This is a genomic window from Halorhabdus sp. CUG00001 (genome assembly GCF_009797925.1).
Taxonomy (GTDB): Archaea; Halobacteriota; Halobacteria; order Halobacteriales; family Haloarculaceae; genus Halorhabdus.
This window is the reverse complement of record NZ_VOLB01000001.1, coordinates 1035739-1058932: the sequence shown is the minus strand read 5'-3', so window position 1 is coordinate 1058932 and position 23194 is coordinate 1035739. Positions and strand designations below refer to the sequence as shown.

Below are 23194 nucleotides of genomic sequence, written 5' to 3'. Positions count from 1 at the left end.
CTCTCAGATGATCGGTTCGACGATGTTGACGCCCGCATCGAGGAGTGTCTCTACCCGATCGGCGCTGTCGGCCTCGGCGTAAATCCGGAGTTTCGGTTCGGTGCCGCTGGGACGGGCGAGTAGCCAGGACCCGTCTTCTAAGAGGATCTTGAACCCGTCGGCGTCGTTGACGTCCTCGACCGCGACGCCTGCGACCGTCTCGGGCAGCGCTTGTTCGATCTCGCCGACGACCCGATCTTTCTCCGAATCCGGGCAGTCAAGATTCCGGCGATCCTGGTGGATTTCGCCGTGTTCGGCCAGCAGCGCCTCGATCCGGTCGTCGAGCGAGCACTCGGCGGTCGCGACCGACGCGAGCAGTGCCATGAGAACGCCGTCCTTCTCCCGGACGTGCCCACGGATCGAGAACCCGCCACTTTCCTCCCCGCCCATCAGTGCGTCACGCTCTCTCATCGCTTGGGCGACCCACTTGAACCCGACTGGGACTTCCTGGACAGTCTGGCCGTGGGCCTCGGCGATACGGTCGATGAGGAACGTCGTCGAGACCGTCCGAACCGCTGGGCCGGCGTCGTCTTCCAGCATGTACTCGTACAAGGCGGCGAAGAACAGATTTTCGTCGAGGAACCCACGCTCCGGTGTCACGACGGCGATCCGGTCGGCGTCGCCGTCGTTGGCCACGCCCAGGTCGGCGTCGTGCTCACGGACGGCTTCGAGCAGTCCTTCGAGGTTCTGGGCCGACGGCTCGGGCGGAGTCCCACCAAAGTCCGGGTCGCGCTCACAGCGGCGGCGGTGGACGGTCGCTCCGGCACGTTCGAGCAACTCGTCAGTGACCCCTCGACCACTGCCGTGCATGGCATCGTAGACGACTGTGAGATCGGACAGTTCCGGTTCCAGCAGGTCCAGAGCGTGTTCGTAGTAGGCTGCGGTGAAGTCGACCTCTTCGATGTCGCCATGGTCGGCTTCGGGCAGTGGGTCGGGCTCGCGCAGCCGTGCTTCGAGTCCTTCGGTCACTGCGGGGAGTGCGGGCGAACCATTCTCGGGAATGTACTTCACACCGTTGTATTCTGGCGGGTTGTGCGAGGCAGTAATAGCCATCGCGCCGGCCAGATCACGGTCGACGATCGTCCAGGCCGTGATCGGAGTCGGGCAGTCTCGTTTGGCGACCAGTACGTCGAAGCCGTTGGCTGCGAGGACTTCGGCAACGTCTTCAGCAAAGCCTGGCGAGGAATCGCGGGCGTCGTATCCGACTGCGATGGTATCGCCGGCCCGGTCTGTCTCTTCGCGGAGATAGTCCGCGACGGCCTGTGCCACCATCTTGATCCGCGGTGTCGTGAACGTATCGAGGGTATCTCGCCACCCATCGGTTCCGAATTCGATCGGCGTATCCATGTGTGTCCGTGCCGATCGAACCCTAAAAAACGCGCCGATCCGTCCCGCCCGCGTTCGCCCGATTCGATCGGGTTTACCGCACTCGATCAGGTGTTGGTCTGGCCGCCGTCGACGACTAGCGATTCTCCGTTGACGTAGTCGCTCATATCACTGGCGAGGAACAGCGCGGCGTTTCCGATATCGTCAGGCTGGCCAAAGCGCCGAAGTGGTACCTGCTGGCGGAACGCCTCTTCGCCCTCGCCGCCGATGATCGGCACGTCGTCAGTCACCATCTCGGTCTCGATGACGCCCGGGTGGATGGCATTGACGCGGACGCCCTCCGGACCGTACTTATCCGCGAGCGAATAGGTCATGAGTCGGACAGCCCCTTTCGAGGAGCAGTACGTGACGAAATCGCCCGATCCTTCCAGTCCAGCCACACTCGAGAGGTTGATCAGGCTGCCGCCGCCGGACTCGACCATCTGCTCGATGGCGACCTGGGCGCCAAAGAAGGACCCTTTGACGTTGATGTCCATTAGCTGATCGTACTCGTCTTCCGTGACCTCGGTGAACTCCTCGCCACGGAAAATCCCGGCATTGTTGACCCACACGTCAATCCCCCCGAGTTCCTTGGCTGCCTCACCAACAGCCTCCAGATCAGCCTTCTTCGAGACGTCACACTCGACGTACGTCGCCTCGACGTCGTATTCGTCAGCGACCATCTCGTGGGTCGGTGTGCCGCCCTGCCGGGGCGCTTCCTGAATATCTGCGTTGACGATGGACGCCCCCTCCGAGGCGAACGTCTCACAGATGTTCCGGCCGATACCACTCGAACCACCAGTTACGACAGCAACGTCGTTTTCGAGCAAAGACATGATACGTCGATACGAACCTCGTCCGAAGGTGGCAAATACTTTTGGGGTATTGTGGCCCCAAGAGCCCCTCTACCGGCAGGTTTTGTCGCAATAGTGAAAATATAATGAATATTTGTATTATTCACTGCCCGCGAGTTGCACATCTCCCGTTCACGCTGTCTCGTCGTCGCTGGCAAGCCGATCGACTTCTTGATCGGCTTTCCACTCGCCGAGTTGCCGTGGATCGACGTGGACGAATGCCTCGTCGACCTGATCGAGAGCTTCGACTGTCTCGACGACGGCCGTTTCGATGTCGTGGGCCTCTCGAAGCGTACGATCGCCCTCGACTTCGATGTGGAGGCTGACGTCGATCTCGGGGCCGACGTAGTGGGCAATGACGTCGTGAGCGCCCTCGACGTCCGGGTGTTCGAGCGCTCGCTGGACGATCTCGGCCCGCAATTCCTCGGGCGGGGCCGCCCCAACGAGATAATTGACGTTATCCCGGACGACCTCGACGCCCGTGTGGACGATACCGATTGCGACGATCATCGCCGCCAGCGGGTCAAGAATCGGTGCACCCAACCCGGCACCGACGACCCCGGCGAGTGCAGCACCGGCCGTCCAGACGTCGTTGCGGTTGTCGAGCGCAGTCGCGACGAGGGCGGGCGATTGCCACTCTCTTCCGACCGCCAGACAGTATCGATAGAGCCCCAGTTTCACCAGCACCGAGACCAGCAGGACGGCGATGGCCAACGGGCTCTGTACCGGCTCGATCGGTCCGCCCAGCAACGCCGTGCCGGATTGGTAGATGACTACCGCAGCCGCAATGAAGATGCCAACGGCGACGAACAACGAGACGAACGGCTCGATCCGTTCGTGGCCGTGCGGGTGCTCGAAGTCAGGCGGCCGGGTCGTCAGATACAGCCCCGCCAAAATCACCATCGAGTACACGGTGTCTGCCAGGCTGTTGATGGCTTCGGATTCGACTGCCAGACTCCCCGTCTGGAGGGCAACGGCTCCTTTGGCGACAACCAGTGCCAAGTTCCCGACGAACAGTACCAGCCCCACCCGACGAAGCGTGTGGCGGCGACTCATCGGTTCCCCGTTGCACAGCGCCAGTAATGGACCTTCCTGTTCGGCGTGTTCACGTGCGTTCCCTACGATGTGGTAGTCACTCAAAACTCGACGGCCGTGTCGTCCCCAGCGACGGTGGCCCCATCCTGGGCAGCGAATGCGTCGTGGAGGCGGTCGTACGTCTCGGCGATGGCCTCGACGATCACCTTCGTCTCCGAAATGACTGCCATGAAATTGTTGTCACCCGCCCAGCGTGGGACCACGTGCGTGTGTAGGTGGTCGTCGATCGACCCACCGGCCGCACTCCCGCCGAGATTCAGGCCGACATTGAAACCATCCGGATCGAGACCTGCTTCCATCGCAGCGATCGTCCGCTGTTTGAGGCGCGCGTGATCGAGCAGTGCCGCGTCGCTCAGGTCACCGTACTCACCCGTATGCGTTCGTGGAATGACCATTGCGTGGCCGGGATTGTAGGGGTAGTTGTTCAACAGCACGTAAGCGTGTTCGCTCTCGGCGAGGAGGTACTCCTCGCGGTGTGTGTCACGCTCGGGGAGTTCACAGAACACACACTCGTCGATGTCCGGATTTTTCTCGTCCCGCTCGACCCACTCGATGCGCCACGGCGCGAACACCTGGTCCATACGTGCACACGCCCCCGGGGGAGTTAATCGGTTCCGCTCTCCCCTCGGCGTGAGTTGGCGTATTTATATCTATCGGCCGTTTGCCGGGGGAAACGGCCATTTTCACGTTCGAAACGCCAGCGGTGAACTGTCTCGATCGGATTCTTCAGTTTTACTGGAGTTTGCCTTCTGTCCTGCGATGAACGGTCCGAACGGACTGCCGTTGTTATCTCTTGCTCTCCCCTCTCGAGAGGTGAGATGGCCAGCACAGATCACGCGACCGATTCCATGATGGAGTACTGCCCGAGTTGTGGGACCGACCAGCCACACGCGGTGTCACTGACGCTCGTGACCGAGAGCGACGACCGGACGAACGCCGCCTTCTCACGTGAGCCGTATCGCGTGAGGCAGTGTCGGGTCTGTGGCCGAGAAACACGACGGCGCATGAACGACGCCTGAGGCTATCCCTGACGGCCCCAACGCGGCTCACTGGTACCGAACCGCGCTTGTCTACCAGTCACTCTCGTTCCACTGTATCCGAGCACTTTTCGCAATCTTTCCCCGCTGTGTAGTCCACGCTGCCTGGTGCCAACCGCTCACGCCTACTGCTGTACGCAATCCCTTTTCGATACCCAGCGACTACTGCGTCTCGTCGCTCAGATCGTCGCTCGGAAAGACTCGATACGTCCGGCCCTGCCGCTCCCGAAACAATAGTCCACGCTCTTCGAGTGCGCTCACTGTTTGACTGACTTTACTCTTCGAGAAATCAGACCGGTCGCGAAGTTCGATCTGTGTAATTCCGGGCGAGTCAACGACGGGTTCGAGCACGCGGCGTTCGTCGTCCGGCAACAGATCGAGCACGCGCGCTTGTGGATCTGATTCTGGCGTGGGTGTCCCCTCACCTGTCGACTCGTCGTCCCGCGCGGGTGCCGTCTCGGACGATGCTGCATCCGGCGTTGGTGCCTGAGGAGGATCGGCCTCGTCCGTGAGGTCCGTTCGAACCAGCAGATAGAGGCCACCGATGATGCCGACGACCAGTAGCGTCCCGAGGACGTACCACAACGGATCGGGACCGTGCATCGTCTCCATTGTCCCGTCCATCATCGAGCCCATCGACTCCTCGAGGCTGCGACGCTGTTGATAGGCCTGCCAGCTGACTGCACCGCCAACGATACTGACGAATCCAACGAGCACGACGACCACGGTATCTGCACGCCGCCGATTCATGTGGTTCCCTCCAGTTGCCCGGGATTGCGGCTCATGGTTGTTGTTGAGCGCCAGGCAGGGTGTCGATTACGGTTTGTCTCCCCGAACGACTCGAATTCGGCAGCGATGAACACTCTCTCTTTTGAGAAACGATTAGCGAGCGGTATACACAGTCTCGAACGATCTCAGTCGCGGATTCACACCCAGGGTGATAACCCCTGGGCTGTCCTCAGGGTACTTGAGGAGAAACACATTGACCAACGTCAAACTCAGCCGCTGGCTGCTCGTGGCGATCGCGATCGTCGGACTCGCAGTTGCGCTCCCGATGGTCAGCGCACACGGGAACGAAACGACCGCTGGCGACGCAGCGCCACCCAACGAAACTGCAGATGAGTGGGGTCCCTGGATGGATGACCACATGACCCAGCACATGGGGGCGGGCGCAGCCGAATGGATGGAGTCCCAAATGGACGGGACCGTCGACGAGATGGCCGAGGCCGACCATGATCGCGGGCCGGTCGAGCACGACCACTCCGCTGTCGGCATGGGCGGGCAAAGTCACTGCTGACGGCCCTGCCCTTTCGATGACAACGCCACACGCCCGTTCCGGGCTCGAAAACACATACGCACACAATCTACCAATGTCACAGACCGGTATCACAACGATCGGTGTACAGTTCGACAACGGTGTCGCTGCAGTCACGATGGGACTCCAGAACGAACGGTTCGAGCACGCCATCGCGACGATTGCAGACGAGTTTGGAGCGACCTCGGAGGGTGAGTGACGATGCCTTCGTCGGATCGACTCGACGCCACGACCGTCGCCCTCTTGATTCTGGGCGCACTCGTCGTCGTCCCCACGCTCACGATGGGGGGCGGATTCGGTGGGATGGCGGGTCACGGTGGAATGATGGACGGGTACGCCTCGACCGGCGGGTGGTGGGCGCTCGTTGGGATGTTTGTTCGGCTTGCCGTCCTCCTCGCGGTGCTCGGTGGTGGGTATGTCTTCTTCCACCGGATGACGGAATCACAGGCCTCTCGGAATCCTCCGATGGAGGAGTTGCGTATGGCGTATGCCCGCGGGGAGATCTCCGAGGACGCATTCGAGGAGCGTCGGACCAAGCTAGAACGTTCGGAGTGATCACCGCATTCACCAACGCTGATGGTTCCCTACCGACTCCTTTCGAATCCGAAATCTGGCACCCTCTCAGCCGTTGGTTGGTAATGGGAGTGTACAAAAACCACAAGACAGTATTAGACATATGACCGAAGACACTCTTTCCACCCAGGAGACGTGCGGACCGTGCACAACGCACCGGGAGAGACACGAAGGCATCGAGGACGAATACCCCGCCGTCGAATTCCAACCGGGCGACAGCCGGATGGATCTTGTGGCGCTTGTCGCGAACGCAGCCCAGCAATCGATAGAACCCTTGAATCAACTTCGTAGCATCGTCCGCGGATCACAGAACCGCATTCACTCGACTCATGAGCTACAGTAGACGCCAGTTTCTAGGAGCGCTGGGGGCCGGGACGGTCGGGGCTGGGGGATTCACCCAGTCAGTTGCTGCCCAGGAGACGCCCGTCGTCACGATGGGGAACAACTACTTCGATCCGATCGGCCTCCACGTCGAACCGGGGACGACCGTCCGCTTCGAACTGGCGGCCGGTGCCCATTCCGCTACGGCCTACGAAAGCCGGATCCCATCCGAAGCCAACACGTTCGATAGCGGAGTCATCTCCGCCGGCGGGTTCGAGTACACGTTCGAACAACCGGGCACGTACGACTACTACTGCATCCCGCACACGTCGGCCGGGATGGTCGGTCGTATCGTCGTTGCCAGCCCTGGCGGCCCGGCCGAATCGAGTCCGATTCCGGACGGTGACGTGCCCGAAAGCAACGATATCGTCGAACAAGGTACCATAGTGCATGGTTCCACCACTGGTAGTGACCGAGGCAGCGATGGCGGCATGATGGGGCCTGGGATGGGGGCTGGCCCTGGCATGATGAACGGTCGAAACGGTGGATGGGGTAGCGGAGTGCCATTCATCGGCGGGGCACTCGGGATGGCGGGACTGGTTGGCGGTGCCCTCTATTGGGCACTGGGTCGAGGCGACAGGCCGCCCGAGCGTGACGATTCCGCGATGGAAGCCCTCCAACGCCGGTACGCACGAGGTGAAATCGACGACGCGGAGTTCCAGCGACGCCGTGAACAACTACTGACGAACCACGAGGATTGAAACCCGCCGTCCCCTTCTCCGTGTAGCTGTTTTTTACGCTCGTTTATGTGTGAGGAAGCAACCAGCCACAGAAGTATAGACTTCGATACAGAGCCAGGGGTGGGATTTGAACCCACGAATTCTCGATTACAAGTCGAGTGCTTGCACCGCCCAAGCTCCCCTGGCGCAGTCGGTGCTTATTCGTCCCCCTTTGAGTGGCTATCGTTTTCGATCGACTTTTCGACGCTCATCCGGTGGGGGTCGTACCCGCGGTCGCGATAGAACGACCGGGCGTCGTCGTTGGCCGCGAGCACGTCGAGTGTGATGACGTCGACTTCTGCGTCCCGTAGTGCCGTTTCTGCGGCGTCGAGCAAAACCGTGCCGATTCCTTCCCGCCGGCGATCGGGGACGACATAGAGGTTCTCGACGAGTCCTCGTGACACTGATCGACTGAGCGAGCCTGACTCGACCGTGAACATGACGAACCCGAGCAATCGATCACTCTCGCGGGCAACCCTGAGACGATCGCTGACGATGTGGCGACTGATCGCCGAACGAATCTGTCCACGGTTGGCCTCGGCTTCGAGATGCGAGCCGTACGCACGCTGATCGGCTGCGAGGGATACCCACATGTCCGCGAGTTCGTCGGCAGCGTCCATCGTGGGTGATTCGACGAACACGACCCGTGATTGGGGCCACGCCAGTAAGGGGATTGTGCTCGTTAGATATCCCGACAGTCACTACAGAGCAACTGCCCGTTAAACGAGGCGAGGTCGCTGGTGAGTGCGCCACACCGCTCACAGATCCCCTGGTTTGAGTACCGTTCGTCGGTATCCGGGTTCTGCTCAGTCCGTGCCGGTTCGACGGTCTCGGCCCGTTGGTCGTCCGGATCGCGACCCAGCGCGGTAGCTCTGACGAGATCGCCCTCGGTCACAACACCGATGACGCCGTCGCGGTCGTCGGTGACGACCAGCAACGATTCGTCGATCGAGACGAGTCGATCCGCCGCGACTGCGATCGACTGGTCGGCCCCGACACGTTCGACCTCTGGAACCATCGCCTCGTCGACTGTCTCGCCGTCGTCACCTTCCAAGACGTGATCGAGCACTCCACCGACTTCCAGTATCCCGACGGGTTCGTTGCCTCGCAATACAACTCCCCCGCTGACACCTTCCTCTCGGAGGAGTTGCCCTGCATCGAGGACGGTATCGGATTCGCTGACACCGACGTAATCCCGGGTCATTACTTCTCTGATCGTGCTCCCGGCGCTCATACCCATCTGTTGGCCGCGTTCGTTCTAAAAGATACCTCCACCACGCTTATGCCTGCCGCCGTGTTATGTTCACAATTACCATAACACCACCACATTTGCGACGGTGGCGACGTGACTGCTCTTTGGCTATCTTTTGTGCGCAGTCGCGCTCGGAGCACAAGTCTCGTTCCGGCCTGCACAACCGATCGGAGCTGTACAACGATCCGGTAGATACCGGCAGCTGGTACTTGCGGTCCCGTCGATCGTGGTCACGCCGATTCGCGTTCTAGGGGCCAGTAGCCCGCTCCCCGCATCGCGTCGCCAACCGCGGTGTGAAATTCCGGGAACGTCTCGAAGGTAGTCGCCTCGACGTGTGCAAAGATGTCCGCGACGCTGATGACAGTCTCGTCATCGAGACGAACCGGATGGTCGCCGTACTCATCCTCGAAGGACGCGGCTTCGACTGGGAAGTCCTCGGCGTCGAGTTTCTTTGCGAGGATCGCCTGCCCGTACTTGCGACGTCCCTCACTCCCTTTTTCGCCGTCGGGATCGTGGGGCCAGTCCATACACAGAGTGGGACGGTCGCCGGCAAAAAGCTATCCCAGCCAGCAGGGTCGGCTGGTTGCGGACAATTTCTAGCGCACAACAAGAATTAAATGGGAGTTGTGCTACGATCCAACTAGTTGCTCGAAGCGGTTTCCCGGCACTCCGGGGTCGCTTCGAGGTGATAGCATGCCTGACGATACCGGAGACAACGGCGACAAGACAGACCGTGGGGGCGACGAATCGACGGGTGGGCCGTCGGACTCCCACAATCGGCACGAACAGCACGATGGACACCGGGAGCAACCCGAGCAGGGCAGGCACGGTCAGGGGCAACCCGGCGAACAGCCCGGTCGAGACCGGCCCCAGAACCAACCGCCGCGTGATCAGCCCCAGGGCCAACCCCCACAGGGTGGTCACAGCCAGGGCCAGCCAAACCAGGGTCGGCAACCGCAGGGTCAGGGTGGCCAGCCACAAGGCGCTCGGCAACCGCAGGGCCGGCCGTCTCAGGCCCAACCCGAGCAGGGCCGGGACCCACGGAACCAGCCACAGGGCGGACGACAACCACAGCAAGGCGGCCAACCGCGCCAGGGTGGTCAGCCACAGGGCGGGCGACAACCCCAGCAAGGTGGGCAACCACAACGTGGCCGCCAGCAGGGTGGCCAACCGCGCCAGAATCAGGCCCAGGGCCAACCACGAGGGCAACCCCAGCAAGGGCAACGAGGGCCACCGCCAGGGCGTGGCGGCCAGCCCGGGGGACCGCCCCAGGGTGGGGGCGGGTCCTGGCTTCCCAGTGGCTTTCAGTGGACGCCCCTGACGATCCTCGCCATTCTGGTCATCGTCGGTGGCGCGGCTGCGGCTGGCGTCTTCGTCGCCACTGGCGGTGACGTGCCGTTCCTCTCTGATGGCGCGGACAGTAGTTCGCCGGCTCTGGACACCGTTCCCGAGGACGTCGACATGGTGATGTACATGGACTCGGGGATCGTCGACGATCAAACTACGGAGACGATGGTTGATGGAGCACTCGAGATGAGTGCCCAGAATCCCTACTACTCGGGGCCGACCTCTTACAGCGACATGCTCGAACAGGTCAAATCCGAGTCACCGCTCGATGTCGACGGCTTCCACTCGGCGACGATGTTCGCCCGCTATCCCGATACTCAAACCGGGATGGCCCAATACGTCGGGTTCATCGTCAAGACCGATTGGTCCGAGACCGATCTCATCAGTACGATCGAAGAGACTGCCGGGACGGGCACACTCGAAGAACAGAGCTACGCCGAGACGACCGTCTACGTCCAGTCCCAGAGTTACGGCCCGGACACCTGGGTGGCCGCGATGGGTGGCGGGACGTTCGTGATCGGCTACGAAGGGACAGTCAAAGACGCGATCGACGTCGAAAATGGCGATGCCGAGGCCTTCAGCGGCGATCTTCGCCAGTCCTTCGAGAACTTGCGTGACGGATACGTCAAGTTCTCCAGCACGATGCCAGCCCAGGCAACCCAGCAGGCCAGTCAGATGCCCCAAGGTGCCCAGATCGTCCGGAACGTCGAAACCATGTCCGGCGTCTACTACACGAGCGGAAGCGATGTCGGCGTCGAAATGCAGGTCACAGCCACAGACCAGAGCAGTGCCGAGACGGTCACTGAAGCCGTCAAGGGATTGAAGTCGCTCGCGACGATGGGATCACAGAGCAGTGAGATTTCGGAGTTGGTCGACCAACTGGAAGTTACCCAGGACCAGCGTCGTGTCTCGATGAGTTTCCAGTATCCGGCTCGTGATCTCGTCGACGTTATGCAACGACTCGCCGGGACCAGCGGCCTGATGGGCTGATCGACTCCGATAGCTTCAACAGCGGCTCTCTCGACGCACTCATTGCCTCCCAATGCGCCTTCGCCCACTTCTCAGAAAGGAACTCGTCTGGAGTAAGCGCAATCTCGCGGCGCTGATTGTCCTCCTTCTCGTCGTGCCGGCGGTGTTCGCCGGCGCAAGCGTCGCCTTCCAGACGGTCGTGCCGACCGACATGCCTGTCGGTGTCGTCGGTGCCGGCCAAGACGTCTCGGATGCCGACCTGTCGGTGGTCGAAGGCGCAGTGACGTTTTTCTCCGATCCCGTCAGATACGAGTCGACCGAACACGCACTCGAAGATCTCCGCCGCGAGTCTGTCTATGCCGTCATCGAAATTCCAGCGGATGTCGCCGCCCAATCAGACGGGCGCTTGGAGCTTGTCCTGTACGTCGACGGGAGTCTGGTGCCGTTCAGAGAGACCTCCAAAGCGATCACGAGCATTGCAAACGCCCGTCTGTCCGCCACCCTCCCCGTCGACGTTCGCGTTACGCGGACCGTCCTCGAGCCGACACATACACTTCCCGAGTTTCTCATGCCGCTCTTGTTGTTCGGTGTGATTACGTTGTTCGCGTTCACGTATGTCCCTTACAACCTGGCAGCCGAACGGACCGCCCTCGATCGGATCCGTACCGAGTCCTCACTCGAAGCCCTGGCCGTGAGCAAACTCGTCTTCTTTACGATACTCATGGCGATTCCGGTCGGGGTCTTCTGGCTGGTCGCCCGCCAGTTCGAGTACAGCCTCGATATCCTGGCTCCGGGAGCCGTTGCCGGATTGCTCGTGTCGTTTCTCCTCATGGCAATCGTCGCAATGACGATCATGTTTCTCTCGCGGTTCAGCACGACGGGGCGATTCCTGAACGTCCTCGTCCTGTTCGGGCTGTTCGCACTCGGCGGGCTCATCTATCCCGTCGGGTTCTTCTCCCCGCTCCGGCGGGCCATTGCACGGCTCGTGCCCGTCCACTACGGGATGATCGTCGTCCGCAGCGCCATGCTCAAATCGGTCGACATCCTGCTGTTTGACGACTGGTTGCTCGGTCTACTCGTCGTAACCGTTGTGGCCGGTGTGGCACTGGAACTGTCGATTATCGCCTACAGGCGGTGGCTTTCATGACAGCACAGACACCCCAGACCCTGACTGTACAGAATCTGCGCCGCGAGTACGGCCCGATCGTCGCTCTCGACGGCGTTTCTCTCGCTGTCGAGCCAGGCACCCTCCACTGTCTGGTCGGCCCCAACGGGTCGGGCAAAACGACGCTGTTTCGAATCTTGCTCGGGCTTGTCCAGCCGACCGACGGCGTTGTCACGCGGCCCGAGGCGACCGTCGGGGTTGGATTTCAACGACCTAGTTGGTACCCCGACCTCACGGTTGCGGAGAACGTACGCGTGTTTGGGCGGCTGATGGACGTGCCGGCTGATGGGTGGCAAGCGTACGTCCTCGACGTACTGGGCCTCGATCGTGTCCGTCACCGTCGTGCCGGTGCGTTGTCCGGTGGCTACGGGAAGAAACTCGACCTGGCTCTCGCCGTACTCAAACGACCCCGATTTCTATTGCTCGATGAACCATTGGCTGACCTCGACGATGTCGCCGAATCACAGTTTCTCGACTTCTTGGCGTCGTATGCCGAGGCCGGCAACGCTGTGTTCGTCTCGACTCACCGGCTCGCGGACTTTGCTACAGTCCTCGATCGGTTGACTGTTCTCGAACGGGGCCATGTCATCTTCGATGCAACCAGCGAAGAACTCGCGACAGATGGCCGATCGATGACCGAAGTGTATGCCGAGTTGATTCGCCCAGGCGAGCCGGGCTCGTCGTAGTCGACGGGCGGCTCGAACCTTGAGCCCCGTACATTATATCTCACTAACAAGACGATACTTTTTTCTGATTCTGTTCGAATAGGTAGGATGTATCGCGCAGCGACTACCACTATATCGGTACGGAGGGGAAAGATAGTAATGGACTCATCAGACAGCGCGTCGGAACCGGACGGTCCCCGAATCGACGCGGAACACACTGGCGAGCAGTATTATATCATCTACGATCGAGCGAACTTCGATGCGTGGATTCAGTCGAATTACCACGTCGACCGGACAGCGTGGCGTTAATTTCACCACGTCGACCGGACAGCGTGGCGTTGCTTTTGTGGCTCAGCGTGACTGACCGATCCAGAGCACAACCGCCTTCTGAAAGCGGTCCGCATGCACGGATATGCGCTCGGCCGTTCGTCGACACGTCGGTGGATTGGCTACGCTGCTGTCAGTTGTCTCGTTAGCAGTCATCTTCGGGGTCGTGGGTGGGGTTGTCCCGTCATCACTTCTGCCTCGTGCACCCGAAGCGTTGATTACTGCCATCCCGCACCTCAACGCGGCAATCAGCGCGCTTGCACTTTTGGCTATCGTGGCCGGCGTTCGAGCGATTCACCGTCAGGACGTCCAGACTCACCGCCGACTGATGGGGACCGCGTTTGCGCTATTTGTCGCTTTCCTCTCGCTGTATCTCTATCGCCTCACCCTCGAAGGGACGACTCATTTTGGTGGCCCCGCTGCCATCGAGCCTCTCTATCTCCTCGTTCTCGCGATCCACATCTCGCTGGCTATTCTCTGTCTCCCCCTGCTCTATTATGTCCTGTTGCTGGCGTACGCCTACGAGCCGGACGAGTTGCCGTCGACACCCCATCCACGGGTCGGGCGGATTGCTGCCGGGCTGTGGGCGATTTCGTTCGCGCTTGGGATCGTCGTCTACCTGCTGTTGTACGTCGTGTTCCCGGCCTGAATCCGAACCCACCAAAATCACACTTTCAGTCGTCGGCAACGCCCGGGTCACCGATCTCCGGTGAGGTAATCTCCCGGTCGGTCGTCTCCCCGTCGATGTCGTAGGGATACTCGCCGGTGACACAGCCCAGACAGAGGTCGTGTCGGGCAGTATCCAACGTTTCGGCGATGGCGTCGATCGAGAGATACGAGAGCGTGTCCGCGCCGATCTCCTCGCGGATGTCTGCGACGTCGCGATCGGCGGCGATCAACTCCTCGCGTGAGGCCATATCGATGCCCATGTAACAGGGTGCGACGATCGGCGGCGCACCGATCCGCATGTGGATCTCCTCGGCTCCGGCGTCCCGGAGGAGTTCGATCAACTGGTTCGAGGTCGTCCCGCGGACGATCGAGTCGTCGATCAGCGTGACGCGTTTGCCCTCGATCGTGTTCTTGATCGGATTGAGCTTCAGCCGGACAGCCTGCTCGCGCTTGTCCTGGGTTGGCATGATGAACGTGCGCCCGACGTACCGGTTTTTCATCAGGCCTTCGGCGAATTCGACGTCCTCGGCGGCCGCGGCGTACCCGGAAGCGAACGCACGCCCCGAGTCCGGCACTGGGAGTACGACATCGCTATCGATGCCCGACTCTGCGTACAGTTGCCGACCGAGTTCCCGCCGGACGTCGTAGACGAGTTGGTCGTCGATGATCGAGTCCGGTCGGGCGAAGTAAACGTACTCGAAAAAGCAGTGGGCCGTCCGGTCGGTCTCGACGAGCTGGTAGGTGTCGTAACCCTCGCCGTCGGGCTGCAAGACGACGAGTTCTCCCGGGCGAACGTCCCGAATCACGTCGCCACCGAGCGTGTCGATGGCGACCGATTCCGAGGCGAGAATGTACCCATCGTCGAGTTCGCCGATACAGAGCGGGCGATTGCCCTGTGGATCTCGCAGACCCAGGACGGTATCGTCGTGGGTGATCGTCAGTGAGTACGAGCCGTGGATCCGTTCGACCGTCCGCTTGACCGCCCGGACGAGATCCGATTCGAGCAGATTCCGCGCCAGGTCGTGGGCGATGACTTCGGTGTCGCCGTCCGACGTGAACGCGTGGCCGAGTTCGGCCAGCTCGTCTCGGACAGCCTCGGTGTTGACGAGGTTGCCGTTGTGACTCAGCCCGAGTGACCCGCTTTTAAACGAGACGGTAAACGGCTGGGCGCAGTCTTTGTTGACGCTTCCGGCTGTCGGATATCGGACGTGACCGATGCCGACCGACCCAGCAAGCCCCGCCAGGTCCCCTTCGTCGAAAGCGTCGCCGACCAGCCCCATCTCCACGTGGCTGTGCTGTTGGAAGCCGTCGTGGGTGACGATACCGGCCGATTCCTGGCCGCGGTGCTGGAGGGCGTACAACGAATAGTAAAGCGGACGAGCGGCCTCGCGGTCGGCGAGTGAGACGCCGACGACGCCGCACTTCTCGTCCATGCGCCTTATTCGCCGGCCTTCTGTTGCCAGGCGTAGTCGCGTCGCTTGGCCGACTTGCCAAAGCCACACGAGGCACAGACGCCTTTCTTGACGTGGTAGGACTTCTCGCCGCAGCGTCGACAATTCACGTGTGTCGTCTTGTTCTTCTTCCCTTGGCTGGGGGTTCCTTTCCCGGTCATGGTTGTATCGTGACGACGTTGTCGCCGCGTATAATCGTTGTGTCTTCGCCCGCTTGCAAGACCAGATTCATGTGTTGGTCGTAGCCGACGAGATCGCCGATGCGTTCAGTGTCGTCCTTGAGGGCGACGGTCACCTCGCTATCGAGGGCCGCTTCCAGGACATCCAACGGTCGATCGCTCATACGGCAGCCAGGGAGCGACTGCGGCATAAACCTACCGGATCACTGATCTTTCGACCGCCCGCTATCGAAACGAGGATGCCGATTCGACGGTCCAGCGTCGAGGGGGGCTACGCGTCGGCGTCGAGGTCGACAGCGAACGGGGCGTACTGCTCTGCTTCGATCGCGAATGCACCGAGGGCCGTGGCCGCCGCGTCTAAGTCGTCGGTGTCGATCACTTCGACCGGCGTGTGCATGTACCGATTGGGCAGTCCCAGATTCAGCGAGGGGATGCCGCCGCGCTGGGTGTAAAAGGCGTCGGCGTCGGTGCCCGTTCGGATGCCCGTCGCCTGGAGTTGGACGTCGACATCTTCGGCGTCAGCGACCTCTCGAAGCGCCTCGACCAGTTGTGGGTGATTAGCGCTCCCGCGGGCGACGACTGGCCCCGCTCCGAGTTCGACGCCCGTCGATCGCTTGCCGGGGACGTCCGGTGTATCGGTGGCGTGGGTGACGTCCACGGCGATGATCGCGTCCGGGTCCAGGTCGAACCCGACCATCCGCGCCCCGCGGAGGCCCAGTTCTTCTTGGACAGTGCTGACGGCGTAGACGGTCGCGTCCGCGTCGGCCTCGCTCGCCTGACGCAACGCCTCCGCTGCGGTCCAGATCCCGACCCGGTTGTCCATCCCGCGGGCTGCAAGCCGTGTGTCGGCCAGCGATCGGAGCCCCGAGGAAAACGTGATCGGATCGCCGATTTCGACCCGATCCTGGGCTTCTTCCTCGCTCTCGACGCCGATGTCGACGTACTGTTCCGGGACGTCCGCTACTTCGTCGTCACCCTCACGCAAGTGGATCGCTACCTGTCCAACGACGCCCGCGACCGGCCCCTCGTCGGCGTGGATGGTGACGTGTTGGCCCCGCGTGACTGTCCGATCGGAGCCGCCGATCCGGGCGAGTCGGAGGAGGCCGTCGTCGGTGATCTCCCGGACCATGAACCCGATCTCGTCGCCGTGCCCGGCGATCGCGATTTCGGCGTCGCCGTCTCCCTCGTGGACGGCGACGGCGTTGCCGTACTCGTCGGTGCGGACCTCGTCGGCGAACGCCGAGACGTACTCGACCCAGACGCGCTGGCCGGGCTGTTCGAAGCCGGACGGACTCGACGTTTCGAGCAACGATTCGAGAAACGCTCGCTGTGAATCGTCCATACAGCCCTTGGGACCGGCTCCGGCTTGAACACCACGACTCGCTTCTCAGACGCGCGGGCAGAGCCGCTTTCGTCCCCTCCGACACGTTGCAACGGGCGGAACCTCTATACAGCCGCCGATCGTCGTTTCAGTCATGGCACAGTTCACGTTCCTCGAACTCCACTTCGAGGAAGATTCGATCCCTGGGTTGGACGGTCTCGGGAGCGCGACGAGCGACGACTCGAGCGACGAATCGGGCAGTGAGGCAGACGCCAGCGGGCGTCCCATTCTGCAGATCGCCGTTGGAATCGGTCTCGCCGTCGCGGCGGTCGCGATCGTCCGGCAACTCCTGGCTGAAGACACGAGCCCCGTGGAGGGAGCGGACGCCCTCGAAGCGGGAGAGCAACTCGACGAGTGACACGCCGGAGGCGAACGTCTAACCGCACGGAGTACCAGCCACAGGTATGGATGCGTATCGGAGCCTGCAAGCGGTCGCCGCTGCCGACGACGATGGCGTCGTCGACTGGGATGCCGTCGTCGAGGCTGCCACGAACGGGACTGATCCAGGATCGCTGTCCCTCTCGTCGGCCGACCAGGCGGCCTATGCCGACGACGTCGCCGATGCCAGAGATGCGATCGCCACGGCGATCGACCGTGACGTCGCGGTCCCGGAGACGATCCAGATTTTCAACCGCCACCACTGGATCGATGCCAATGCCGACACCTTCCGGCGGATTACCGCCCCGCTCGCGGAGCGAACGGCACCCTCTCCGCGAGCGGCCACCGTCCTCAACACTGGGACCATGTCGGTCCTGCTTGGCTTTCTGGCCCGGAACGTCATCGGCCAGTACGACCCGCTGTTGCTTTCGGGCTCGGAGGCCGACGAGCACGCGCTGTATTTCGTCCATCCGAATATCACGCAGACTGCCGCCGATCTCGACGTCTCACTGGACCGCTTTCGGCGCTGGATCGCCTTCCACGAGGTTGCTCACGCGGCCGAGTTTGGCGCGGCCCCCTGGCTCTCGACGTATCTGGAAACGCGGATGACGACTGCAATCGAGAAACTCACCGAGGGCAGTGTCGATCGGGACGCGTACACGGAACTCAACATGGCGATGACCGCCGTGGAAGGCTACGCCGAGCTGGTGATGGATCGGGCCTTCGACGAACCGGTCGCCGACCTGCGGGCGAAACTCGACGAGCGTCGTGGGGGCGGCGGGCCGGTAAAGCGCCTGCTCACGTACGTCTTCGGCCTCGGGATGAAGCGTCGTCAGTACGAGCGTGGGAAACAATTCTTCGATGTTGTCGCCGACGAGCGTGGTCTGGTCGGTGCGAGTGCCGTCTGGGACAGGCCCGAGAATCTGCCCACCGAGACCGAACTCGGCCGGCCCCAAGAGTGGCTGACCCGGGTCGATCCGTAGTCTCTCTGTCGGTTCGACGCTGCTAGGGTGGCCCGTCAGTAAAATCCGCGGTCGACGCTCTCGTCGATCAGATCGTCGAGTTCGGTCTCGAGTAGTGCTTCGGCCTCTTCGAAGGTGCTCGTCAGGTCGTCCATCACGTCGGGCCGGTCCCGGGGCTCGAACTCCATGGGGCCGTAGGCTGGGCTGTCCATAGCGTCCATCATATCTTCGAACAGCGCGTCGGGCGTCGTCGGGGCCTCGGCGTGGGTCTTGAGGACTTCTTCGACTCGGCTGGCCATCTGTTCGGCCTCGCGCTCGTCTTCGGCGGGTTGTTGGACGCCGAACAGGCCGGTGCCGTCTTCCGGGAAGAGTGGCTCGATGTCGTCCTCGAGCTTGCGGGCAACCTGCGTACCGACCCCCTGGACCTCGAAGGGGTTTTTCGCGTAGGTCTTGAGTTGGTAGACACCGACCGACGGGTGGCCGAGATAGAGGTCCTCGCCGATTCCGTTCGCGCGGTCGCCCCCGACGGCTCGCCAGCCATCCGGGTCGGTGTCGTTCTCTACGACGTCCTCGAGGATATCCTGCCAGTCGCGAACGCGCATGCGAGAGCGTAGTCGACCGGTCAGAATGAACGTGACGGTCCGCGGTCGCGCTGTTTCACGAAGGATATAATGCTGTAGTATTAGCCAATTATAAACCAGTCCAGCACGACCCCTCTCACATGAGCTTTACCGACGACCTCCAGCCAACCGCCGACGACTACTGGACGGCGATCGTCGAGCATCCGATGGTCGCCCAGTTGGGTGAGGGAACGCTCGATGAGGAGCCGTTCACGCACTGGGTGCGCCAGGATTACGTCTACTTGATCGAGTACGGGCGCGTGTTCGCACTGGGGGCCGCAGCGGCCCCGTCGTTGGATCGGCTGGGGCGATTCGCGGAGCTACTCGATGCGACGATCAACACCGAGATGGACCTCCACCGAGAGTACGCTGCCGAGTTCGGTATCAGCGAGGCCGAACTCGAAGCGACCGAGCCCTCGCCCACTACGCGTGGGTACACTGACTTTCTCGTGCGAACGGCGTCAGTGGGGACGTTCGGAGACACTGTCGCCGCGCTGTTGCCCTGTATGTGGGGGTTCAACGAGACGGCCAAACGCCTCGCGGCCCAGGGCCGCCCTGACGAGGCGCGATACGCGACCTGGATCGACACCTACGCTGGCGAGGAGTTCACGGAACTCACACAGTGGTGTCTCGATCTCATGGACGCGGTTGCGGCCGAGTCGACGGCCGCCCAGCGGGAACGGTACCGTGAGCTATTCGAGACCTCTGCCCGCTACGAATACCGCTTTTGGGACGCTGCCTGGCGACAGGAGGCGTGGTCGATATGATTCGGAAAGAACTTGCGGCTAACACGTCCACGGGAGGTGACCGCTCGTGGTGAGTACTGGTCTCGCACTCGGCCTGACGGTCCTGACGCTGGTCGGGTTCGCCGGGCTGGGACTGTGGCACTCTCGGGGACGCGTCGGGTCGGTCGAGGACCTGATCACGGCAAGGGATTCGGTCGGCGAGGGCCGAATGACGGCCACGCTGGTCGCCTCGGTGATGGGTGTCTGGATCCTGCTGTCGGCGCCCGAGGCCGGCGCGAGCTTCGGGATCGCGGCGGTCGTCGGCTATGCGATCGGTGAGGCCCTGCCCATGCTCGCGTACGCAAAGATCGGCCCCCGGCTCCGTGAGGTGATCCCGGACGGCCACTCGCTGACCGAGTACGCCCACGCCCGGTACGGCGCGGCGATGTACGCCTTCGTGCTCGCGGTGAGTGCGCTGTACATGTTCGTCTTCCTCGCTGCCGAGTTGACGGGTATCTCCCGGGCGCTGGCGCTGATCGCGGCGGTTCCTCAGTGGCAGACGGCCGTCCTCGTCGGCGGGTTCGTCCTCCTGTACACCAGTTACGGTGGTCTCCGGGCGAGTATCTTCACCGATACGATCCAGGCACTCGTTGTCCTGCCGTTGCTCGTGGTTGCGGCCGTGGGCGCGATCCTCTCGCTTGGCGGGCCCAGCGCGGTCTACGACGGGATCGCCGCGACGAATCCGGCGTTGCTCGATCCGGGCTACTGGCCGGGACTGCAGTTCGGACTCGGCCTCTCGTTTGCCATCCTTGGTGCCGAGCTCATCAACCAGACCTGGTGGCAGCGCATCTACGCCGGTGTGGACAGCGAGACAGTCAGGCGTGGGTTCCGTTCGGCCTCGCTCCTCAACGGCGCGATCATGCTCGTGGCCGCCCTGTTCGGTGTCGTCGCCGCCGGCCACGCTAACATCGTGACCGACACCGCAAGCGCCGGCTACAACGCCGACGTGTCCTTCTTCGTGTTGCTCGGCGAAGCCTTCCCGGAGTGGCTTGTCCTGGCCGTGGTCTTGCTTGCGCTGTTGCTCGTGATGAGCTCCGTCGATACGCTGTTCAACGCCCTGTCGAGTCTCGTGACGGCTGACCTTCCCCGATTGCTTGACGAGCCCGCCGACCGGACGCTCCGGCTCGGTGCGCGGGCCTTTACCGTCGTCGTCGCCCTGGCGGCGATCTACGTGAGTCTGCGCGCCCGGAGCGTGTTGCGGCTGTTTTTCTTCGCCGATCTACTGGGTGCAGCCGTTGCGTTCCCGCTGATCTACGGACTGTACTCCCGGCGACTCACGGGGCTTGGCGCGCTGTTCAGCAGCCTCGCCGGTCTCGCGTTCGGGCTGGCGTATTTCCCGGATCTGCGCGGCTACATCACTGCCATCCCGGTCGTTGGTGAGGCCCTGCCGGCCGCTGATCCACTCTATGTGACCTCCTTTGCCGGCGCGTTCCTGCTTTCGACCGTGCTGACGTTGGTTGCGGCTCGGCTCTCTCGCCCCACGTTCGATCACGAGCTGTTGGGCGGGACCGTTCGGCAACTCGACGAGGAAACGGCCGATTGAAGCCGGGGTCTGTCGACGATATGTGAACGGTTTTTCGACGACGTAGCCCCTCACTCGACGTTCACTGTGTACGCTCGGTATTCACCTGGCAGTTCCATTTCGATCTGTAACGCTCCGTCCGCGTACAGGAACGTCTCGAAGTGAACCTCCGCCGTTTCGTCCCCTGGTATTGCCTCGGTGATCGAGTGGGCCGAGTAGCTCGGTCCCGACTTGTTGATCGCGGCCCGAAACGTCCCGTCCCCGCCGTTGTTCACAACTTGGAACGTGATTTGTAACTTGTCGTTGACGCTGGCTCGTTCCGGCACGGAGATCGACTGCACGTCAAAATCGGGGCGCGCTCCGTGCAGTGTGGACACGATCTGATCTGACACTCTGTGCCGGAACTCGCCGTCCGATAGTGCGGGGTGTGCCACGCTGAGGGTCGCGTCAGTGACGGGCGTCACCCGATCCGAGACGGGGAACGCGATCCACCCCTTCGGGTCTTCGGCCGTGTACTGATTGCCACGATTGCCCTCGTCCGGCGCGAGACTGTGGGTACTGTGCCCTGCGATCGCGGCCGCACCGCTGATGGTCGATTCGCCGGCCTCGATCGAGAACTCTGCCGGTCCTGGAGGCGCTGTCTCGAAGTCCGTTTCGAGTGTCACAAAGACGAACTGCCGATCGCCGAATCGAATCACACCCATCTGGTCTGCACTTTTCAGATAGAGGATCGACGATTGGACCCAAGCCCCTCCGACTGTGACAGCCTCGCCGCTGGGTGGATGGTTCGGATCGCTCTCGCTCGTTGCTCCATCGACCGTGCTCCCAGGTTCGGACCGTATCGTACTGTCTCGGGGCACCGATGTCGTGGAGGCAGACTCTTCGTTGCACCCCGCCAGCCCACCGACTGCCGCGAGTGCTGCCAACACCGACCGCCGTGTGTGCATGCGTTGCGTAACGCCTGTCACTACGTGTATTTTTATGAAGCGACTGTTGGGACGGCACTCCCCCTACCGTTGCCGTCGTTCGGGCGACCGCTGCTCGTGCGGGCGATCGGTGGCCACATCTCCCCCGCGTGCGCCCGTATCGCGGCCGAAATCGTCTGGTAGGACATTCGTCGCGGCGGTGCCGACTGTGCTCTGTTGGCTCGCCCTCGCTCTGTGACTACTCACGCGTCCGCAACTGCGGCGGCGATCGCTTCCAGTTCCGCTTTTCTGAACGGCCCGTCCGCATCGCGCTCGTCGTCGAGCCCCTCGACACGTTGGGCGATCGCGGCTCGCATCGTTGCTTTCCCCGGGAGGCTCCCGTCTCCTACGTCGTGGCCGACAGCCGTGGAAATCGCCGCGAGGTCTTCCTTGGTGAAGCCGGTCGAGATCTCGCGCTCGAACCGACCGGTCGACTGGCGGATCTCGTTGCGGAGGTCGTCTACTGTCTGTGACACACCCCCACCACACAACGCAGTCGCCTCAACGTTACGGTCGAGTGGACCTGGCCCGTCGAGAAAGCGCCGAATCGCCCGTCTACATTGTCACGACGGCGGGCTTTTAGGGGGACGGGGACGTACCATCGCTCGCTATGGTCTCAGAAAGCGACACGGCACCGACGTTCACGGCGACGTACAACGGTAGCGACCACGAGACGTTCGATCTCGAAGACCATCTCGGCGACGGCCCCGTCGTCCTCGCGTTCTTCCCGGGTGCGTTTACGCCCCCGTGCTCGAACGAGATGGTCGCCCTGCAGGACCACCTCGCGGATTTCGAGGCCGCCGGGGCGACGCTGTTCGGTATCAGTGCGGACTCGTCGTTCTCCCTGGGCGCGTTTGCCGAGGAGTACGATCTCGGGTTCGATCTCGTCAGCGACATGAGCGGTGAAGTGATCGAATCCTACGGGCTCTCGATCGATATTCCGGATCTCGGCCTGTACGGCATCGCAAACCGTGCTGTCTACGTCCTCGACGACGAGGGGACAGTCACCCACGCCTGGGAAGCCGAGGACCCGACTAACGAGCCCGACTACGAGGAACTACTGGCGGCCGTCAAGTCGGCTTGAGCGCAGACAACGACCGATTACTGCCCCGAGACAGGGCGGTCTGACCTGTTATCCTTTCGGCATGTCCGGGCCACCGACAGTGTTTTTCCCGCCCC

Annotated in this window: 30 protein-coding genes and 1 tRNA gene; 15 read left to right on the top strand and 16 right to left on the bottom strand. The window is 62.3% G+C overall.

Features of this window, described 5'->3' with window-relative positions:
• Positions 1–3: 3 nt before the first annotated feature.
• From FR699_RS05250 to FR699_RS05235, 4 genes are all read right to left on the bottom strand, one after another.
• Positions 4–1386 (bottom strand): phosphoglucomutase/phosphomannomutase family protein, encoded by a 1383-nt coding sequence (locus FR699_RS05250; RefSeq protein ID WP_154551440.1) that lies wholly within the window; start codon positions 1384–1386, stop codon positions 4–6.
• Between the two features lie 86 nt (positions 1387–1472).
• Positions 1473–2240: an SDR family oxidoreductase gene (locus tag FR699_RS05245; protein WP_158854550.1), complete on the bottom strand. Its 768-nt coding sequence runs from the start codon at positions 2238–2240 to the stop codon at positions 1473–1475.
• A 150-nt stretch (positions 2241–2390) separates the two neighbouring features.
• Positions 2391–3314 carry a cation diffusion facilitator family transporter gene (locus FR699_RS05240; protein ID WP_158854548.1) on the bottom strand — a complete coding sequence of 308 codons (924 nt, stop codon included), beginning with the start codon at positions 3312–3314 and terminating at the stop codon, positions 2391–2393.
• An 80-nt stretch (positions 3315–3394) separates the two neighbouring features.
• On the bottom strand, positions 3395–3934 hold the full coding sequence (locus FR699_RS05235; RefSeq protein WP_154551443.1) for an HIT family protein: 540 nt from the start codon (positions 3932–3934) through the stop codon (positions 3395–3397).
• A gap of 237 nt (positions 3935–4171) precedes the next feature.
• Between FR699_RS05235 and FR699_RS05230 the strand changes: the two genes are divergently transcribed.
• Positions 4172–4372, top strand: a complete 201-nt coding sequence (locus FR699_RS05230) for a hypothetical protein (RefSeq protein ID WP_154551444.1) — start codon at positions 4172–4174, stop codon at positions 4370–4372.
• A 180-nt stretch (positions 4373–4552) separates the two neighbouring features.
• On the opposite strand, the gene FR699_RS05225 is transcribed toward FR699_RS05230, so the two are convergent.
• A complete protein-coding gene (locus tag FR699_RS05225) occupies positions 4553–5140 on the bottom strand; it encodes a MarR family transcriptional regulator (protein ID WP_158854546.1) in 588 nt (195 codons plus the stop codon).
• A gap of 232 nt (positions 5141–5372) precedes the next feature.
• Between FR699_RS05225 and FR699_RS05220 the strand changes: the two genes are divergently transcribed.
• The 4 genes from FR699_RS05220 (at position 5373) to FR699_RS05205 (ending at position 7360) form a co-directional block, all read left to right on the top strand.
• Positions 5373–5687 carry a hypothetical protein gene (locus tag FR699_RS05220; protein WP_154551445.1) on the top strand — a complete coding sequence of 105 codons (315 nt, stop codon included), beginning with the start codon at positions 5373–5375 and terminating at the stop codon, positions 5685–5687.
• A gap of 73 nt (positions 5688–5760) precedes the next feature.
• Positions 5761–5904, top strand: a complete 144-nt coding sequence (locus FR699_RS05215; protein WP_154551446.1) for a hypothetical protein — start codon at positions 5761–5763, stop codon at positions 5902–5904.
• Positions 5905–5906: 2 nt separating this feature from the next.
• Positions 5907–6260, top strand: a complete 354-nt coding sequence (locus tag FR699_RS05210) for an SHOCT domain-containing protein (RefSeq protein ID WP_154551447.1) — start codon at positions 5907–5909, stop codon at positions 6258–6260.
• A 347-nt stretch (positions 6261–6607) separates the two neighbouring features.
• Positions 6608–7360, top strand: a complete 753-nt coding sequence (locus FR699_RS05205) for a plastocyanin/azurin family copper-binding protein (protein ID WP_158854544.1) — start codon at positions 6608–6610, stop codon at positions 7358–7360.
• A 91-nt stretch (positions 7361–7451) separates the two neighbouring features.
• On the opposite strand, the gene FR699_RS05200 is transcribed toward FR699_RS05205, so the two are convergent.
• The 4 genes from FR699_RS05200 to FR699_RS05185 form a co-directional block, all read right to left on the bottom strand.
• A tRNA-Thr gene (locus FR699_RS05200) sits at positions 7452–7525 on the bottom strand.
• A gap of 11 nt (positions 7526–7536) precedes the next feature.
• Complete coding sequence (locus FR699_RS05195; RefSeq protein ID WP_154553183.1) at positions 7537–7998, bottom strand: N-acetyltransferase; 462 nt, start codon at positions 7996–7998, stop codon at positions 7537–7539.
• A 62-nt stretch (positions 7999–8060) separates the two neighbouring features.
• Entirely contained in the window at positions 8061–8612 is a 552-nt protein-coding gene (locus FR699_RS05190) for a CBS domain-containing protein (protein ID WP_154551449.1), read from the bottom strand.
• 248 nt (positions 8613–8860) lie between these two features.
• The gene (locus tag FR699_RS05185; protein ID WP_154551450.1) at positions 8861–9157 is read right to left on the bottom strand and encodes a DUF5785 family protein; all 297 of its coding nucleotides are present in this window, start codon (positions 9155–9157) and stop codon (positions 8861–8863) included.
• A gap of 166 nt (positions 9158–9323) precedes the next feature.
• Here FR699_RS05185 and FR699_RS05180 point away from each other — a divergent pair, with 166 nt between their 5' ends.
• The 5 genes from FR699_RS05180 (at position 9324) to FR699_RS05165 (ending at position 13752) form a co-directional block, all read left to right on the top strand.
• The gene (locus FR699_RS05180) at positions 9324–10967 is read left to right on the top strand and encodes a hypothetical protein (protein ID WP_158854542.1); all 1644 of its coding nucleotides are present in this window, start codon (positions 9324–9326) and stop codon (positions 10965–10967) included.
• 52 nt (positions 10968–11019) lie between these two features.
• Positions 11020–12093 carry an ABC transporter permease gene (locus tag FR699_RS05175; protein WP_158854540.1) on the top strand — a complete coding sequence of 358 codons (1074 nt, stop codon included), beginning with the start codon at positions 11020–11022 and terminating at the stop codon, positions 12091–12093.
• Positions 12090–12797: an ABC transporter ATP-binding protein gene (locus FR699_RS05170; RefSeq protein WP_158854538.1), complete on the top strand. Its 708-nt coding sequence runs from the start codon at positions 12090–12092 to the stop codon at positions 12795–12797. The genes FR699_RS05175 and FR699_RS05170 overlap by 4 nt, the downstream gene beginning before the upstream one ends.
• A gap of 138 nt (positions 12798–12935) precedes the next feature.
• Positions 12936–13085, top strand: a complete 150-nt coding sequence (locus FR699_RS13115) for a hypothetical protein (protein ID WP_195837622.1) — start codon at positions 12936–12938, stop codon at positions 13083–13085.
• Positions 13086–13188: 103 nt separating this feature from the next.
• Positions 13189–13752: a DUF420 domain-containing protein gene (locus FR699_RS05165; protein WP_154551454.1), complete on the top strand. Its 564-nt coding sequence runs from the start codon at positions 13189–13191 to the stop codon at positions 13750–13752.
• A gap of 25 nt (positions 13753–13777) precedes the next feature.
• Here FR699_RS05165 and purF read toward each other — a convergent pair whose 3' ends face one another.
• The 4 genes from purF to FR699_RS05145 form a co-directional block, all read right to left on the bottom strand.
• Positions 13778–15205, bottom strand: a complete 1428-nt coding sequence (gene purF / locus FR699_RS05160) for an amidophosphoribosyltransferase (RefSeq protein WP_154551455.1) — start codon at positions 15203–15205, stop codon at positions 13778–13780.
• 5 nt (positions 15206–15210) lie between these two features.
• On the bottom strand, positions 15211–15384 hold the full coding sequence (locus tag FR699_RS05155) for a 50S ribosomal protein L37e (protein ID WP_158854536.1): 174 nt from the start codon (positions 15382–15384) through the stop codon (positions 15211–15213).
• On the bottom strand, positions 15381–15566 hold the full coding sequence (locus FR699_RS05150; RefSeq protein ID WP_154551456.1) for an LSM domain-containing protein: 186 nt from the start codon (positions 15564–15566) through the stop codon (positions 15381–15383). The genes FR699_RS05155 and FR699_RS05150 overlap by 4 nt, the downstream gene beginning before the upstream one ends.
• Before the next feature lie 107 nt (positions 15567–15673).
• Positions 15674–16744, bottom strand: a complete 1071-nt coding sequence (locus FR699_RS05145) for a M20/M25/M40 family metallo-hydrolase (protein ID WP_154551457.1) — start codon at positions 16742–16744, stop codon at positions 15674–15676.
• A gap of 133 nt (positions 16745–16877) precedes the next feature.
• Here FR699_RS05145 and FR699_RS05140 point away from each other — a divergent pair, with 133 nt between their 5' ends.
• The gene (locus FR699_RS05140) at positions 16878–17141 is read left to right on the top strand and encodes a hypothetical protein (protein ID WP_154551458.1); all 264 of its coding nucleotides are present in this window, start codon (positions 16878–16880) and stop codon (positions 17139–17141) included.
• A gap of 46 nt (positions 17142–17187) precedes the next feature.
• Positions 17188–18144: a zinc-dependent metalloprotease gene (locus FR699_RS05135; RefSeq protein ID WP_154551459.1), complete on the top strand. Its 957-nt coding sequence runs from the start codon at positions 17188–17190 to the stop codon at positions 18142–18144.
• 35 nt (positions 18145–18179) lie between these two features.
• Here the strand turns inward: FR699_RS05135 and FR699_RS05130 are convergent, their stop codons facing one another.
• The gene (locus FR699_RS05130; protein ID WP_158854534.1) at positions 18180–18725 is read right to left on the bottom strand and encodes a hypothetical protein; all 546 of its coding nucleotides are present in this window, start codon (positions 18723–18725) and stop codon (positions 18180–18182) included.
• Between the two features lie 119 nt (positions 18726–18844).
• Between FR699_RS05130 and tenA the strand changes: the two genes are divergently transcribed.
• Positions 18845–19510, top strand: coding sequence for a thiaminase II (gene tenA, locus FR699_RS05125; protein WP_158854532.1), 666 nt, complete (start codon positions 18845–18847; stop codon positions 19508–19510).
• 46 nt (positions 19511–19556) lie between these two features.
• Positions 19557–21071 (top strand): sodium:proline symporter, encoded by a 1515-nt coding sequence (locus tag FR699_RS05120; RefSeq protein ID WP_154551461.1) that lies wholly within the window; start codon positions 19557–19559, stop codon positions 21069–21071.
• A gap of 50 nt (positions 21072–21121) precedes the next feature.
• Here FR699_RS05120 and FR699_RS05115 read toward each other — a convergent pair whose 3' ends face one another.
• Complete coding sequence (locus FR699_RS05115; protein WP_158854530.1) at positions 21122–21997, bottom strand: hypothetical protein; 876 nt, start codon at positions 21995–21997, stop codon at positions 21122–21124.
• A 221-nt stretch (positions 21998–22218) separates the two neighbouring features.
• Complete coding sequence (locus tag FR699_RS05110) at positions 22219–22491, bottom strand: hypothetical protein (RefSeq protein WP_154551463.1); 273 nt, start codon at positions 22489–22491, stop codon at positions 22219–22221.
• Between the two features lie 134 nt (positions 22492–22625).
• Here FR699_RS05110 and FR699_RS05105 point away from each other — a divergent pair, with 134 nt between their 5' ends.
• Positions 22626–23099: a redoxin domain-containing protein gene (locus FR699_RS05105; RefSeq protein WP_158854528.1), complete on the top strand. Its 474-nt coding sequence runs from the start codon at positions 22626–22628 to the stop codon at positions 23097–23099.
• Positions 23100–23194 lie beyond the last annotated feature (95 nt).